The sequence below is a fragment of the Albimonas sp. genome, from assembly GCF_055129145.1.
This window is the reverse complement of record NZ_JBSRTQ010000036.1, coordinates 1-14948: the sequence shown is the minus strand read 5'-3', so window position 1 is coordinate 14948 and position 14948 is coordinate 1. Positions and strand designations below refer to the sequence as shown.

10 protein-coding genes are annotated in these 14948 nt (G+C 71.2%); 5 read left to right on the top strand and 5 right to left on the bottom strand.

The genetic code is table 11. From position 1 onward, the window contains the following. Positions 1–75 precede the first annotated feature (75 nt). Together speD and ACTB72_RS08185 are read right to left on the bottom strand one after the other, a co-directional pair. Positions 76–579 carry an adenosylmethionine decarboxylase gene (gene speD, locus ACTB72_RS08190; RefSeq protein WP_463036497.1) on the bottom strand — a complete coding sequence of 168 codons (504 nt, stop codon included), beginning with the start codon at positions 577–579 and terminating at the stop codon, positions 76–78. A gap of 298 nt (positions 580–877) precedes the next feature. Further along, a complete protein-coding gene (locus ACTB72_RS08185) occupies positions 878–1864 on the bottom strand; it encodes a DMT family transporter (protein ID WP_463036496.1) in 987 nt (328 codons plus the stop codon). A gap of 189 nt (positions 1865–2053) precedes the next feature. On the opposite strand from ACTB72_RS08185, the gene ACTB72_RS08180 reads away from it, so the two are divergent. Further along, complete coding sequence (locus ACTB72_RS08180) at positions 2054–2914, top strand: tetratricopeptide repeat protein (RefSeq protein ID WP_463036495.1); 861 nt, start codon at positions 2054–2056, stop codon at positions 2912–2914. Here ACTB72_RS08180 and ACTB72_RS08175 read toward each other — a convergent pair. The 3 genes from ACTB72_RS08175 to ACTB72_RS08165 form a co-directional block, all read right to left on the bottom strand. After that, a complete protein-coding gene (locus ACTB72_RS08175) occupies positions 2911–4239 on the bottom strand; it encodes an adenylate/guanylate cyclase domain-containing protein (protein WP_463036494.1) in 1329 nt (442 codons plus the stop codon). The two genes, ACTB72_RS08180 and ACTB72_RS08175, sit on opposite strands and share 4 nt — an antisense overlap. A gap of 153 nt (positions 4240–4392) precedes the next feature. Beyond that, positions 4393–6129, bottom strand: a complete 1737-nt coding sequence (gene metG, locus ACTB72_RS08170; protein WP_463036493.1) for a methionine--tRNA ligase — start codon at positions 6127–6129, stop codon at positions 4393–4395. A 151-nt stretch (positions 6130–6280) separates the two neighbouring features. After that, the gene (locus ACTB72_RS08165) at positions 6281–7501 is read right to left on the bottom strand and encodes an MFS transporter (protein WP_463036492.1); all 1221 of its coding nucleotides are present in this window, start codon (positions 7499–7501) and stop codon (positions 6281–6283) included. Positions 7502–8453: 952 nt separating this feature from the next. Between ACTB72_RS08165 and ACTB72_RS08160 the strand changes: the two genes are divergently transcribed. From ACTB72_RS08160 to ACTB72_RS08145, 4 genes are all read left to right on the top strand, one after another. Then, positions 8454–10445, top strand: a complete 1992-nt coding sequence (locus ACTB72_RS08160) for an ABC transporter transmembrane domain-containing protein (RefSeq protein ID WP_463036491.1) — start codon at positions 8454–8456, stop codon at positions 10443–10445. Positions 10446–10613: 168 nt separating this feature from the next. Beyond that, positions 10614–12524, top strand: coding sequence for an acyl-CoA synthetase (locus ACTB72_RS08155; protein WP_463036490.1), 1911 nt, complete (start codon positions 10614–10616; stop codon positions 12522–12524). 264 nt (positions 12525–12788) lie between these two features. Continuing rightward, the gene (locus ACTB72_RS08150; protein ID WP_463036489.1) at positions 12789–13304 is read left to right on the top strand and encodes a YHS domain-containing (seleno)protein; all 516 of its coding nucleotides are present in this window, start codon (positions 12789–12791) and stop codon (positions 13302–13304) included. 135 nt (positions 13305–13439) lie between these two features. Continuing rightward, positions 13440–14948, top strand: a 1509-nt coding sequence (locus tag ACTB72_RS08145; protein WP_463036488.1) for a malonate--CoA ligase, incomplete at its 3' end; no start/stop codon positions are given.

Here is a 14948-nt window from a genome sequence, read left to right as displayed (position 1 = left end):
AAGAAGTTGGGTGAAAATGCGACAGGGGCGGCCGATGCGGCCGCCCCTGTCAGGTCTTCGTCTGCGTCGCGCGGATCAGATCCGGCTCGCGACCACGTCGTCGCCGCGCAGCAGCTCGCGCACCCGGACTTCGCCGGCGTCGAAAGCCTGGCGGAGCACTTCCACCGACTTCCACGGCTGCGCGTCGCCGCACATGAACACGTCGAAGGCGCCGTAGCCGATCTCGGGCCAGGTGTGGACCGAGATATGGCTCTCGGCCAGCACGGCCACGCCGCTCACGCCCTGGGGGCTGAACTTGTGGGTGTGGATATGCAGCAGCGTCGCGCCGCACTCGTCCACGCATTTCCGGAAGGCGGCCTGAATCCGCGCTTCGTCGTCAAGGCCCTCGGCGTCGACCACCTCGATGATGAGGTGGGTGCCCGCGAACACCTTGCCGTCCCGGCGAATGAAATGGTCGTCCCGCGTCTCGTCGAAGACGTCCCGGGTAATAGCGGCCTTATGGCCGCTCTCTCGAGCTTCCTCGTGGGTGGCGCCTGTCTCCAGGTCGATCCCCAGTCGGAAGAGGCTGCCGTCATCCATGACGTAGTCTCCCCTACCAGCAGATGAAACCCAGCGGCCCCTTAGCGCCCCCCCTGTGAAACCAGCCGACGTCCGCAGACGACGATGGGATCCGAGCGAGGTTGGGATCGGCGACCCTGTTGAGAGGCGGGATAGAGGTTCCGGCTCCGCCTAGCAAGGATAGATTTGTGACAATCGCCTTTGAGACGGCCGCGGGCGCCGCGACGCAACATTGCTGCGGGGCGCTTTGTTTTCACGAAAGAAATCGCCGAGGGCGAAGCATTCCCTGACATGGCCTGCGCCAGGGGATTCGCCCCCGTCAGCGCCCTGTCCCGCTGGCGGAACGCAGGGCGGAGCCGTCCTGGACGGCGCGTTCGGCCCGCAGGGCCCGGCCGCGCAGCCGCTCGCGATGGGCGATGTAGAAGGAGGATCCGATGATGACCGCGCCCCCGACCAGGGTCCACAGATCCGGCCGCTCGTCGAAGATCACATAGGCCGCGGCGCCGATGAAGATCAGCCGGGAATAGGACAGCACGCCCATCGGCGCGGCCTCGCCCAGCCGATAGGCCTGCAGGTCGCCGATGCTGCGCGAGGACGAGGCCGCGACCAGCGCCAGCAGCACCAGCCAGTGGCCGCCGCCCTCGGGCGCCCCCCAGACGGGAATGGCCAAAGGCAGGGCGAAGAGCCCGGTCATCACGATGGAGGACACGAAGGACGACAGCGGGCCGTCGGCTGTGGCGACGCCACGCGACAGCGCCAGCGCCAGCGCGAACAGCAGCGACGAGGCGATGGAGGCGAGCATCGCCGGATGGAACCCGTCCACGCCCGGCCGCAGGATGATCAGCGCGCCGAGGAACCCCATGCCCACCGCCGCCCAGCGGCGCGGCCCCACCTTCTCGCCGTTGATCGGGGCGGCGAGCAGGGTGGCGAAGATCGGGGCGGTGAAGTTGAGCACGGTGGCGGTGGAGACCGGCAGCTCCGACAACCCGTAGAAGCCGAGCTGGGTGGAGACGGCGATCAGCGCGCCGCGCTGCAGGTGCAGCCGCGGCTTGGAAAACCGCATCCGGGCGCGGAACGGGGCCCAGGCCAGCAGCGGCACCACCAGCAGCAGGATCCCCGCGGAGCGGAGGAACACGATCATCCGGCTGTCGAGATCGCCCGCCAGCTCCTTGACCGCGAGGGTCATCACCGTCGCCGCCGCCACCGACAGCCCCATCCAGAGCGCGCCGGCGGCGTTGTCGGCGTCGGGCTGCGCGGCGGCGGCGGCAAGCGGCTTGGCCAAAGCGGGCGGAATGGGATGAGGCACGTTCCAGGACTTTCCGCAGGGGCGCGTTGTCGGAGGGGGCATGGGTTTGGGCTTCGTCGGTTTGCGCCCGAAACCCTATCCCTTGGCTGATAAATGAACCTTACCGAGCCGCGATGTTTTGCGCAAATTCCGCAGATGCGAAAGCGCTGCGGCCTTTTTCCGGCCCTCTGCCCGAGGCATGTTGCGGGCATGACACCCGTTTCGCGCCCTCCCCGCCCCGCCCGCCGCCTGTCGTCCGCCCTCCCGCTTGGCGCGATCGCGCTTGCGCTGATCGCCGGGGCGGGATCCGCCTCGGCGCAGGTGCATCTGCGCAATTGCCTCGACGCCAAGGGCGCGTCGACCACGCTGGCGGATTCGTGCAGGCGCGCGCTCGATGCCGGGGGCCTGAGCGCCCGGCAGCAGGCGGGGGCCTGGGTGAATATCGGCGTGGCGTTGTCGGAGATGGGGCGCGACGGCGATGCGCTCGCGGCCTTCGACCGCGGCGTGCAGGCGGATCCGCGCTTCGCGTCGGGCTATGTGAACCGGGCGCTGGCCCGGGCCCGGCGCGGCGATGCGGGCGGCGCGCTGGACGACTGGTCCCAGGCCATCGCGCTGAGCCCCCGTTCGGCCGAGCCGCTGGTCGGGCGGGCCACGCTGCAATTGCAGCGCGGGCAGGCGGCGGCGGCGCTGGCGGATCTCGACCGGGCGGTGGCGCTGGCCCCGCAGGACCCGGATGCGCATTACAACCGCGGCCTCGCCCTGTCGGCGCTGGGCCGCGGACGGGAGGCGGCTGAGGCGTTCGGGAAGGTGCTGCGGCTCGACCCCGAAGACGCGGCGGCGCTGCTGCAGCGCGGCGTGGCGCTGATGCGGATCGATCCGGCCTCGGCCCTGCGCGATCTGGATGCGGCGATCCGGGTGTCGCCCAATTGGGCGGCGGCCTGGGCGACGCGCGGCCAGGCGCAGGAGCAGCTTGGCCGGACCGAGGCCGCGTCCGCGGACTATCGCCGCGCGTTCGAGCTCGGCTACCAGGCCCCCTGGCTCAACCGCAAGATCGAGGCGCTGGGCGGCTAGCGCGCCGCGACGGCGGCTCCGGTCAACGGAACGGCGGCGGGGACCTCTTCGGGCATCGGGATGAAGGCGTCCCGCTCGCAGGCGCGGGCGAACAGCTCGATCGGCTCGTCGAAATCGCGCAGCCGCTGAGGACCGATGGAGATCCAGCGCGTCGGATCGACCTGCGCCAGCTCCTTCGTCGCCAGCACCGAGCGGCCGAGGATCTTGGACAGCTCGTCGAGCCGCGAGACCTTGTTCACCGCCGGTCCGATGGCCGAGAAGGTCAGCCGGGTCGGCACGCCGATATTGCCGAACATCACCTCGCCGATGGTCATCGAGATCGAGAAGTTGAGCATCTTCTGGCCGTCCATGCCGTCGGCGACGCCGCCGGAGGCGGCATCGGACCCCGCCGCGGCTTCGCGCGCCGCAAGCCAGGCCTCGCGCCGATCCAGCGCCAGCTCCATCGCCCGCATCGCGGCGCGCGCGGCCTCGGGCCCGCCGGTGTCGCCGCGCACCGGGAAAATCGCGAGCACGGCGTCGCCGATGAATTCCAGGATCTCCCCGCCCTCGTCGATCACCGATTGCGCGGTGCAGTCGTAATAGGACCGCAGCAGATCGAGATAAGCCTCCGGCGCCATTTCGTTGGAGAGGCGGGTGGACCGGCGGAGGTCGGAATGCCAGATGATCGCCCGGATCCGCTCCCCGTCGCCGCGCCGAACCTCGCCCGACAGCGCGCGCGACGCGGCGGTGGCGCCCAGATAGGCCTCCGCCAGGTTGACCATCACCCGCTTCTGGATCGCCGAATGGCAGGCGACCGCGAACACCCGCTGCACGCGGGCCAGCGCCTCCAGGTCCGTGTCGGTGAACCCGCCGGGCCGCTTGGTGGACCAGGACGCCATGATGCCGGATTTGCCGCCCCGGAACCCCTTCACCTCGGCGATGGAAAAGCGGGTGGCGGTCAGCAGGTAGTCGGTGAAGCCTTCGCCGGCGAGCTCGGCCAGCACGGGGAAGTCGATCAGCGCCTCCGGCCCGTCGAGACGCCGGCGCATCTGGTCGAGGTCATTGACCAGGACGTGATGGAACGGGCTCGCCTCGAACGCGCCCGAGGTCTTGGCGTCATGGCGATACTGAAAAAGCTGCGCGCCGCGGTCGAGATGCCAGTAGATCTGTTCGGCCTGAAACAGCGGATGCAGCGTCGGCCAGCTGAGCGCGGCGCGTTCCAGCGGCAGGCCGATGGCGTGCAGGCGCAGGCAGAGCGCCCCGAAAAGCTCGAGGATGTCAGGATCCGACAGGGTTTCCTGCAGGAGCCAGGTTTCCACCTTGGCGGTCAGCGTCGCATGCGTCATGGGCGGAAGATAAGCGCGCGGACGTCGGCGGACAATGCGCGCGACGCGGGATGCGCAGAATCGCCGGTTCGTGCGGCGGGCGAGCCGAGGTTTCAGGCCGGCTGCGCAACGCGGGCGGCGCGCGGACGCCCGCGCGCCGCGCCGGTTTCGGGGTCAGTCCTGGCCGGCGAAGCGGGCGGCCATCGCCTCGCGCGCCTCGTCGGTGATCTTGGCGAAGAGCACTTCGGGGACGTCGAAGCCGTGGCCGCCGGGAAGCGCCGAAAGGGCGGCGGCGACGTCCGCGGGCCAGTCCTGCGCCGTCTCCGGCGGCAACTTCAGCGCGGCGAGCATCGCGTCGGCCGCGTCCGGCACGAAGGGGCGCGAGAGGATGGCGTAGAGCCGGGTGAGGTTGAGCGCGAAGCGCACCGTCGCCGCCGCGCGGTCCGGGTCGGTCTTGAACGCGGCCCAGGGGGCGGCGGCCTGCAGGTATTCGTTGCCCGCCACCCAGATCCCGCGGAGTTCCGCGGCGGCCTTGCGGATCTCGATCGCATCCCAATGCGCCTCATAGGCCGCGAGGCGGCGAGTGATCTCGGCGATCACCGTCGCTTCGGCCTCGCCGTATTCGCCGGCGGCGGGGACCTCCTCCCCGAAGCGGGAGCGGCAGAATTTCGTCACGCGGGAGACGAAATTGCCCAGCACGTCGGCCAGGTCCTTGTTCACGCCGGCCTGGAAGCTTTCCCAGGTGAAATCGGTGTCGGCGGATTCCGGCGCGTTGGCCAGCAGCCACCAGCGCCAGTAATCGGGCGGCAGGATCTCCAGCGCCTGATCCATGAACACGCCCCGGCCGGACGAGGTCGAGAACTTGCCGCCCTCGTAGTTCAGCCAGTTGAAGCCCTTGATGTAGTCGACGAGGTGCCAGGATTCCCGCCCGTCCGCGCTCGCCCCCATCATGGTCACGGGGAAGCTCAGCGTGTGGAAGGGGATGTTGTCCTTGGCCATGAACTCGACATAGCGGACGTCCGCCGCGCCCTTGTCGTCGCGCCACCAGCTTTCCCATGCGCTGTCGGGCAGGCCATGGGCGTCGGCCCATTCGGCGGTGGCCGCGATGTAGGCGATGGGGGCGTCGAACCAGACGTAGAAGACCTTGCCCTCCATCCCCGGCCACTCGGCCTCGCCGCGCATGACCGGCACGCCCCAGTCGAGGTCGCGGGTGATGCCGCGGTCCTGCAGCCCGTCGCCGTCGTTGAGCCACTTCTTCGCGATGGAGGTGGTGAGGATCGGCCAGTCGGCGCGCGTCTCGATCCACTCGGTCAGGCGTTCGCGCATCGCGGACTGGCGCAGATGCAGGTGCTTGGTCTCGCGCACCTCCAGATCGGTGGAGCCGGAGATGGCGGAGCGCGGGTCGATCAGGTCGGTGGGGTCGAGCTGCTTGGTGCAGTTCTCACATTGGTCGCCGCGGGCTTTGGTGTAGCCGCAATTGGGGCAGGTGCCCTCGATATAGCGGTCGGGCAGGAAGCGGCCGTCGGCGGGGGAGTAGACCTGTTTTTCGGAGACTTCCTCGATCAGGCCGGCGTCGGCGAGGCGCCCCGCAAGATGCTGGGTCAGCCGGTGATTGCGCATCGAAGACGAGCGGCCGAAATGGTCGAAGCTCATCCGGAACCCGTCGGCGATCCCGGCCTGAACCGCGTGCATCTCGTCGCAGAATTCGGCCGCGGACTTGCCGGCCTTGGTGGCGGCGAGCTCGGTGGGGGTGCCATGCTCGTCGGTGGCGCAGATGAACAGCACCTCATGGCCGCGCTGGCGCATGACGCGGGCATAGGCGTCGGCGGGAAGCTGCGAGCCCACCAGGTTGCCCAGGTGCTTGATCCCGTTGATGTAGGGCAGGGCGGAGGTGACGAGGATGCGGGTCATGCCGGTTCCGGTGCTTGCGAGGTCTCGGGCTTGCAGGGGCCCGCCGGCGGTCGGAGGCCCGTCTGAGTCGGGGGCTTGTCTTAGCGCATCGTCCCCGCGCCTGCGAGGGGACGGGGTTTCGGCGTCCCCGCGCAGGCGCGGGTGCGGGGTCTCAACGCTTGCGGCGCAGCAGGCGGCCGACCCCGAAGGTGGTGCGCGGCGTGTAGATGTAGGGCGTGCGCTCGCCCACCGGGGTGGCCGGGCGGGCCATCATCCGCCAGAGGCCGACGCCGGCCAGCACCGCATGGGCCGCGGCGATGAAGAGGAAGAGCGAGGCGGGTCCCTGGCTCTCGATCAGGCGGGCGGCGGCGAGCGGGCTGAGGATCGCGCCCATGCCGTAGATGAACAGCAGCGAGGCGTTGAGCTCCACCGAATCCGCGGGGTCGGCGAAGTCGTTGGCATGGGCAGAGGAGATCGAATAGATCGGGTAGGACACCACCCCGAAGGCCAGCGCGCCGATATAGAGCGCGGTGGTCGATGTGGCGCCGAACGCCGCGACCGCCGAACAGACCGCGATGGCGGCGGTGGACACCCAGACCAGCACCCAGCGCCGGTCGTAGCGGTCGGCGAGCAGTCCCACCGGGATCTGGGCGATGGCCCCGCCGAGGATCGCGGCCGACAGGAAGAGGGCGATGCCGGTGGCGTCGAGCCCGACGTCGAGCCCGTAGACCGGGCCCACCATGCGGAAGGCGGGCATGGTGACGCCGGCGATGAACACGCCCGCCGCGCCCAGCGGCGACACGCGGAAGGTGCGCAGCGGGCGCAGGCGGGGGGCGAGCGGCGGCGGCGGCGCTTCGGACGAGGTCAGCGTCAGCGGCAGCAGGCACAGGCAGCACAGCATGGCGACGAGGTTGTAGGACACGAACTCGGCCGGGGGCAGGGCGGCGATCAGCGCCTGGGCGACGAGCGCCGCGCCCAGATCCACCACCCGGTAGGCGCCGATGGCGCGGCCGCGGGTCTCGGCGGTGACTTTCGCCTGCAGCCAGCTCTCGATCACCGTATAGGCGCCGGCGACCGCGAAGCCGGTGATGGCGCGCAGCGCCGCCCAGAAGATCGGCTCGTACCACAGCGGATGGGCGAGCGCGCCGATGGCCCCGCAGGCGGCGAAGGCGGCGAAGACCCGGACATGGCCGACCGCGCCGGTCATCCGCGGCGCCATCCAGCAACCGACGAAGAAGCCGACGAAATGGGCGGAGCCGAGCAGGCCGATCTCGGCGGTCGAAAAGCCCACGGCCGCGCCCGACAGCGCGTCGAGCGGCGCGAGCGCGCCCGAGCCGAGCTGGACCAGGGCCACGGCCAGAAACAGCGCGGCGAAGGAGACGATGAGGCGCATCCGGGCAGGTCCGCTGCAGGCGTCGGGCGCGACGCGTCGGAGGGGGTCCGGGGGGCGGCGGGCCGCGTTCGGAGCTCGTTTCCCTCTTGGGCCATCCGCGCGCCCGCGTCGAGCGGTTCTTGCCGGCGCGCCCGCCTTTTCCCGGAGGTGAGGCCAGGTCGGACGTCGCGCCGCGCTGGCGCGCGCCGCATCCCCCGCCCGGGCCTCCCCCGATGAGCGGAAAACCGAGCCGGCGCGCGGGTTTGGGCGGTGGGCGAAGCCGCGGGTTTGGGCGGTGGGCGAAGCGGAGAAAGCGGGTGGGCGCGAAAAAAAGGATCTTCCGGGGCGCGCGCGCGGACCGCGAAATTCTCGCGGCTGGCAGACATGCGGCCGGGCGCGCACGCCCCGGAAGACCAGCGACGCGGACCGGCGTCGCCTCGGGCCGGGTCCTCCTCCGCGCGTCCGGACCGCAAGGGCGGCCGGGCATGCGGAGGTCCGGCGTCCGGCCGCCCCACGAGGGACAAGGGAGGGGGCCGGAGGGCCGGCGCGAGGGCCGGCTCGGCAGGCACGGCGTTGCGCCGGAAGGGATCGGCGCACCGGCGATTCCGCAGGGACGAGACCCTGATATCGTGCGGCGCGTGATCGGAACGTGATCTATGGCACCGGGCGGGCTGCGGCGTCCGGTCGCGGAGGGGCGGCGCGCCTGTCCGCCCGCCGCGCCTCCGCCGTTCGTCGCGCGGAGACGGCGGCGCGCCCCCGGTCCCGCGCGCCGCGCGCGGGACGGCCCGGCTTGCGCGCCCGGGACGCGGCGCCCGGTCCGGCCGGCGACCCGCGGTTCGGCCGCTGCGGCGCCGGGCACGTTGCCGCGTGGCGCGCGCATTGCTATGGGGACGCTCCCGGAACGATCCAGAACGATCCCGCCGGGGCGCGCGCCATCGCGCCCGGGCCCCCGTGCAGGAGCCGTCGCATCCCCGTGACCGACACGTCCGAAACCCCCGCCGCCGTCGCCGCCCGCGCCAGAACCCCGGTCGACGACGCGCCCGGCCACGCCCCGTCGCCGCTGGCGGCGCCCGGCATGACGCCCGCCCCTGACGCCAAATCCGGCCGCCCCGCCGATACGCCCGACCCCGCCCGCCGCGGCGGCGGCGGCGGAGAGCCCGGCGAAACCGGCCTGCCGACCTGGATCGAGAACGAGCTGGAGCGTCCGCGCGCGCGCTCCGTCGGCGCGCTGCGCCACCTGCCCGCGCTGATCCGGCCCTACCGGATGCTCGCCGCCGGCGCGATGGGCATGCTGCTGGTCACCACCGTGCTCAACCTGATCCTGCCGGTCGCGGCGGGCCGGGTGGTCGACGGCTTCTCGGCCGAACGGCTCGAGATGATGGACTCCTATTTCCTCGCCGCCTTCGCCATCGCCATCGGCCTCGCGCTCAGCACCGCCGCGCGCTTCTACATGGTGTCGCGCCTGGGCGAGCGGGTGGTCGCCGACCTGCGCCGCAAGGTCTACGACAAGGTCATCGGCATGAGCCCGGCTTTCTACGAAAAGCTGATGACCGGGGAGGTCCTGTCCCGGCTCGGCAACGACACCACCCTGCTGATGAGCGTGGTGGGCTCCACCGTCTCGGTCGCGCTGCGCAACGCGCTGCTTTTCGTCGGCGGCATGGGGATGATGTTCTGGACCTCGCCGAAGCTGACCCTTTACGGGATGCTGCTCGCCCCGGCGGTGGTGCTGCCGATCCTGTTCATCGGGCGCAAGGTCCGCAAGCTCTCGAAGCTCACGCAAGGCAGTCTGGCGCAGAGCGCGGCGATCGCGTCGGAAACCCTGCTCTCGGCCCAGACCGTGCAGGCCTACACCGCCGAGGCGGCCGAGCGCGCCCGCTACGGCGCGGCCGTCGAGCAGAGCTTCGGTTTCGCCATGCGCCGGATCCGGGCCCGCACGGCGCTGACCGCGATGATCATCTTCCTGGTGTTCTCGGGCGTGGTCGGCGTGCTGTGGATCGGCGCCGACGACCTGCGCAACGGCGCGATCAGCCCCGGCGAGCTGGTGCAGTTCCTGATCTATTCGGTGCTGGTCGCCGGCGCGACCGGGGCGCTGTCGGAAGTGTGGGGCGAGGTCCAGCGCGCCGCCGGCGCCACCGAGCGTCTGATCGAGCTTCTGGACATGGAGGACGAGGTTCATCGTCCCGACGCGCCCGTCCCCCCCGCCGCGCCCGCCCGCGGCGAAATGCGCTTCGACCATGTGCGCTTCCGCTATCCCTCGCGGCCCGAGCGTCTGGCGCTCGACGACGTCAGCTTCGAGGTCAAGGCGGGCGAGACGGTGGCGCTGGTCGGCCCCTCGGGCGCCGGCAAGACCACGCTCTTCCAGATGCTGATGCGGTTTTATGAGCTGGAGAGCGGCACGGTCAGCGTCGACGGCGTCGACACCGCGAAGATGGATCCGGTGGCGCTGCGCCGGGGCTATGCCGTGGTGGCCCAGGATCCCGCGATCTTCGCCGACACGGTGGAGGCCAATATCCGCTTCGGTCGCCCGGAGGCCACCCAGGCCGAGGTCGAGGCCGCCGCCCGCGCCGCCGCCGCCCATGACTTCATCACCGCGCTTCCCCGCGGCTACGACACCTATGTGGGCGAGCGGGGGCTGATGCTGTCGGGCGGCCAGAAGCAGCGGCTCGCCATCGCGCGGGCCGTGCTGCGCAACGCCCCGATCCTGCTGCTGGACGAGGCGACCTCGGCGCTCGACGCGGAAAGCGAGCGGCTGGTGCAGGAGGCCTTGGAGCGGCTGTCGGCCGGGCGGACCACGCTGGTCATCGCGCATCGGCTGGCGACGGTGAAGGCCGCCGACCGGATCATCGTGCTGGAGGACGGGCGGATCGTCGCCGAAGGCGCGCATGACGCGCTGATGGCCGAGAACGGGCTCTACGCCCGCTTCGCCCGGCTGCAGTTCACCGACGGCCCCGCGGCGGTGGGCTGAGCCGGGGCCACCCTGCCAGATCGGCGGAAATCGGCGGCGCCGGATCGATCCGGCGTCGCCTCCGCGGCGCTTTGACGCTAGGCTGCGGTTGCGCCGGCTTACGTGGACGTCCATCTGTCCCGCAGCCGCGGAGAACGGCGCGGGGGAGAGAACGCAGGGAGGACCGTCATGGACGGATCGCGGGAGATCTATTCGGCCATCGCCGACAAGGCCCGGTGGGAGGAGACGCCGCTCTCCGAACGCTGGACCGCGCGCAGCGTTCACCAGCTGCTCGCCCAGACCGCCGCCGCCCATGCCGACCGGCCGGCGCTGAGCTTCCAGATCCGCTCCGGCCCCAACGACAAGGCCGAGACGCTGAGCTGGGAGGACGTGCGCGCGCTGACCGCCAAGGCGGCGAACCTCTTCCGCGATCTCGGCGTGCAGGACGGCGACGGCGTCGCCTATCTGCTGCCCAACTGCTGCGAAGCCGCGATCACGCTGATGGCGGGGGCGACGGCGGGCAAGGTCTGCCCGCTGAACCCGCTGCTGGACGCCGAGCAGATCGGCGCCCTGCTGCGCGAGACCGGTGCCAAGGTGCTGGTGACGCTCGCGCCCTTCCCCAAGACCGACGTGGCCGAGAAGGCCGCCGCCGCCGTGGCGCTGGCGCCCGAGGTGCAGGCCATCGTCGAGGTCGACCTGAAGCGCTACCTCTCGCCGCCGCTGAGCTGGATCGTGCCGCTGATCCGCCCGCGCCGGGCGGGCGGGCATTCGGCGAAGGTCATCGACTTCCATGAGGCGCTCGCCGGCCAGCCCGACCAGCTGAGCTTTTCCGAAAACCTCGACCCCGCGCGCATCGGCGCCTGCTTCCACACCGGCGGCACCACCGGCATGCCCAAGATCGCCCGGCACACCCATCATGGCATGATCTACAACGGCTGGCTGTCGGCCTCGATGATGTTCGGGCCCGACGACGTGGTGCTGTGCCCGCTGCCGATGTTCCACGTCTTCGCGGCCTATCCGATCTGGATGGCCTGCATGGCCTCGGGCGCGCATATGGTGCTGCCGACCCCGCAGGGTTATCGCGGCGACGGGGTCTTCGACAATTACTGGAAGCTGGTGGAGCGCTGGCGCGTCTCGCTGATGATCACCGTGCCGACCGCGGCCGCCGCCCTGATGCAGCGCGAGGTGAACGCCGACGTCTCGACCCTTCGCTACGCGCTCTGCGGCTCCGCCCCCCTGCCTCTGGGCCTGTTCGAGCGGTTCGAGAAATCGACCGGGGTCAAGATCCTCGAAGGCTACGGGATGACCGAGGCCACCTGTCTGGTGTCGTGCAACCCGGCGGAGGGGAAGCGCAAGGTCGGCTCGGTCGGTCTGCCCTTCCCCTATACCGACGTGCGGATCCTGCATTGCGACGCGGTCGGCAATGTGACCAAGGAATGCGGGGTCGACGAGGTCGGCGAGATCTGCGTCTCCAGTCCCGGCGTGATCCCGGGGGGAACGTATACCGAGCCGGAGCGCAACGTGAACCTCTACGCCGACAACCGCTGGCTGCGGACCGGGGATCTGGGGCGGCTCGACGCCGACGGCTATCTGTGGATCACCGGCCGGGCGAAGGACCTGATCATCCGCGGCGGGCACAACATCGACCCGGCGCTGATCGAGGAGGCGCTGGCCCGCCACCCCGCCGTGGCGATGGCCGGAGCCATCGGCCAGCCTGACGCGCATGCGGGCGAGGTGCCCTGCGTCTATGTCGAGCTGGCGGCCGGGGCGCAGGCGACGGTGGCCGAGCTGCAGGCCTGGGCCGACGAGCGGATCCCCGAGCGGGCGGCGCATCCCAAGCATATCGAGATCCTGACCGAGCTGCCCAAGACCGCGGTGGGCAAGGTGTTCAAGCCGGACCTGCGCAAGATGGCGATCGCCCGGGTCTATGGCGCGGCGCTGGCCAAGGCGGGGATCAAGGTCGAGGTGACGGTGGTCGAGGATCGCAAGCTGGGCCTGGTGGCGGAGCTGCGTCCGCTGGGCCGCTCGGTCAGCCCGTCGGAACTCCGCGCCGTGCTCGACGTTTTCGCGAGGCCGTTCCGGGTGCTCGACAAGGGCTGAGGGAAGGCCCTGCCTTCGCGGCGGGGGCAGGCGCCGCGCGAAGGGCGCGCCGGCGGCCCCGTCTTTCCCGCGGCGCGCTGGGACGGTGCGCCCGGGGCCGCCGTGTCGGTCGTCGGTCGTCGGGGGCGGTATCGGTGGCGGGCGCGGCGCTTCGGTTGACGTTTGGTCACATCTGGCGGAGCCGGGGCGCCCGGCGCGGGATTTCCGGGGCAGGGTGCATGGGCTGCGCCTCCCTCGTCCCGCCTGCGCGCCGGAGCTCTCCAGATGTCCCACGACGCCCCGCATAGCCGCCAGCCTGATCCGTCCCGCGCCCGCACCCGCCGCGAGGCGCTGAGGCTCGGCCTCGCCGGGCTCGTCGCCGCCGGATCGGCGCTCGGCCCCCGCGCGGCGCGCGCCGAGGCCGATCCGGTCTTCGCCGACTGGCGCGGCCGGGCGATCCGCGGCTACGACCCGGTGGCCTATTTCACCGAAAGGCGTCCGGTGGAGGGTTCGTCCGAGTTCGAGACCGAATGGCAGGGAGCGACCTGGCGTTTCGCTTCGGCCGCCAACCGCGACGCCTTCGCGGCCGATCCGACGAAATACGCGCCCCAATACGGCGGCTACTGCGCCTGGGCGGTCAGCCAGGGCCGGACCGCGCCCATCGAGCCCGCGCAGTGGAGCATCGTCGAGGGCAAGCTCTACCTCAACTACGACGCCGAAGTGCAGGCCAGGTGGAAAGCCGACATCCCCGGCTTCATCGCCTCCGCCGACGCCAACTGGCCCGAGGTCCTGGAGAAATAGCGGACCGTCCCCGCCCGGCGCCCACCTGAGACGCCTGCAGGGGGCGGGCTGAGGCGGACCTGCCGCCCCCCGCCGACTTGCGCCGCCCTCCCCACGGGTGCAGGAAACAGGGAAAGTTCAGGAGGGAGCCCGACCATGCCCGCGACCCAGACCGACATGCCCTATGCGGGCAACCTGCTCGCCGCCGCCCTGCGCGCGCCCTCCGCGGGCGACGAGGGAAGGGTCTTCGCCGCCCAGGCGGGCCGCCCCGACCTGACCTACGGCGCGCTCTGGGACGGGGCCGAGCGCATGGCCGCCGCCCTGACCGCGCTCGGCGTGCGTCCCGGCGACCGGGTGGCGATGCAGACCGAGAAGACGCTGGAGGCCGTGCAGCTTTATCTCGGCGTCGTGCTGGCGGGCGCGGCGTTCCTGCCGCTCAACACCGCCTACGTCCCCGCCGAGATCGAATATTTTCTGACTGACGCCGAACCGGCGGTGTTCGTCTGCGATCCCGCTGCGCTGGCCGCGCTGGGGCCGATCGCCGAGAAGGCCGGCGTGCGCGCGGTGATGACGCTGGATGCCGACGGCAAGGGGACCATGGCCGATGCGGCGGGGGCCGAGGCGCCCGGCTTCGTCGCGGCGGCGCGGGAGGGGGATGATCTTGCGTGCATCCTCTACACGTCGGGCACCACGGGGCGGTCCAAGGGGGCGATGCTGACCCATGGCAATCTCGCCTCCAACGCCACGACCTTGCGCGACTACTGGCGGTTCACCCCTGCCGACCGGCTGATCCACGCGCTGCCGATCTTCCACGCCCACGGGCTTTATGTGGCGCTCAACGTCACCCTGGTTGCGGGCGGGGGTCTGATCTTCCTGCCGAAATTCGACCCCGACGCGGTGCTCGCCGCCATGCCGGCGGCCACTGCGCTGATGGGCGTTCCGACCTTCTACACCCGCCTGCTCGACCATCCCGGCATGACGCGGGAGGCTGCGGCCGGCATGCGCCTCTTCGTCTCCGGCTCGGCCCCGATGCTGTCGGAAACCCACGCCCGCTGGACCGAGGCCACCGGCCACCGGATCCTCGAGCGCTACGGCATGACCGAAACCTCGATGAACGCCTCCAATCCCTATGAGGGCGACCGCCGCCCGGGCACCGTGGGGTTCCCGCTGCCGGGCGTGGAGATCATCGTGACCGATCCCGAGACCGGGGCCCAGATGCCGGCGGGCGAGACCGGGATGCTCGAAGTCCGCGGCCCCAACGTGTTCAAGGGCTACTGGCGGATGCCTGAGAAGACCGCGGAGGAGAAACGCGAAAACGGCTTCTTCATCACCGGCGATCTCGCCCAGATCTCGGAGGACGGCTACGTCTCCATCGTCGGGCGCGCGAAAGACCTGGTGATCTCGGGCGGCTACAACGTCTATCCCAAGGAGGTCGAGGGCCTGATCGACGATCTTCCCGGCGTGAAGGAAAGCGCGGTGATCGGCCTGCCGGATCCCGATTTCGGCGAAGGGGTGGCGGTGGTGATCGCCGAGGCCTCGCCGGGCTCGGTGGATGCGGAGGCGGTGAAGGCGGCGCTGCGCGACCGGATCGCGCGCTACAAGCAGCCGCGCGCGGTGTTCGTGGTGGACGAGCTGCCGCGCAACACCATGGGCAAGGTGCAGAAG

Coding starts and splice junctions, on each gene's coding strand:
- ACTB72_RS08155 (WP_463036490.1), top strand. CDS start 10,614: ATGGACGGATCGCGGGAGATCTATTCGGCCATCGCCGACAAGGCCCGG.
- ACTB72_RS08165 (WP_463036492.1), bottom strand. CDS start 7,501: ATGCGCCTCATCGTCTCCTTCGCCGCGCTGTTTCTGGCCGTGGCCCTG.
- ACTB72_RS08180 (WP_463036495.1), top strand. CDS start 2,054: ATGACACCCGTTTCGCGCCCTCCCCGCCCCGCCCGCCGCCTGTCGTCC.
- ACTB72_RS08150 (WP_463036489.1), top strand. CDS start 12,789: ATGTCCCACGACGCCCCGCATAGCCGCCAGCCTGATCCGTCCCGCGCC.
- ACTB72_RS08175 (WP_463036494.1), bottom strand. CDS start 4,239: ATGACGCATGCGACGCTGACCGCCAAGGTGGAAACCTGGCTCCTGCAG.
- speD (WP_463036497.1), bottom strand. CDS start 579: ATGGATGACGGCAGCCTCTTCCGACTGGGGATCGACCTGGAGACAGGC.
- metG (WP_463036493.1), bottom strand. CDS start 6,129: ATGACCCGCATCCTCGTCACCTCCGCCCTGCCCTACATCAACGGGATC.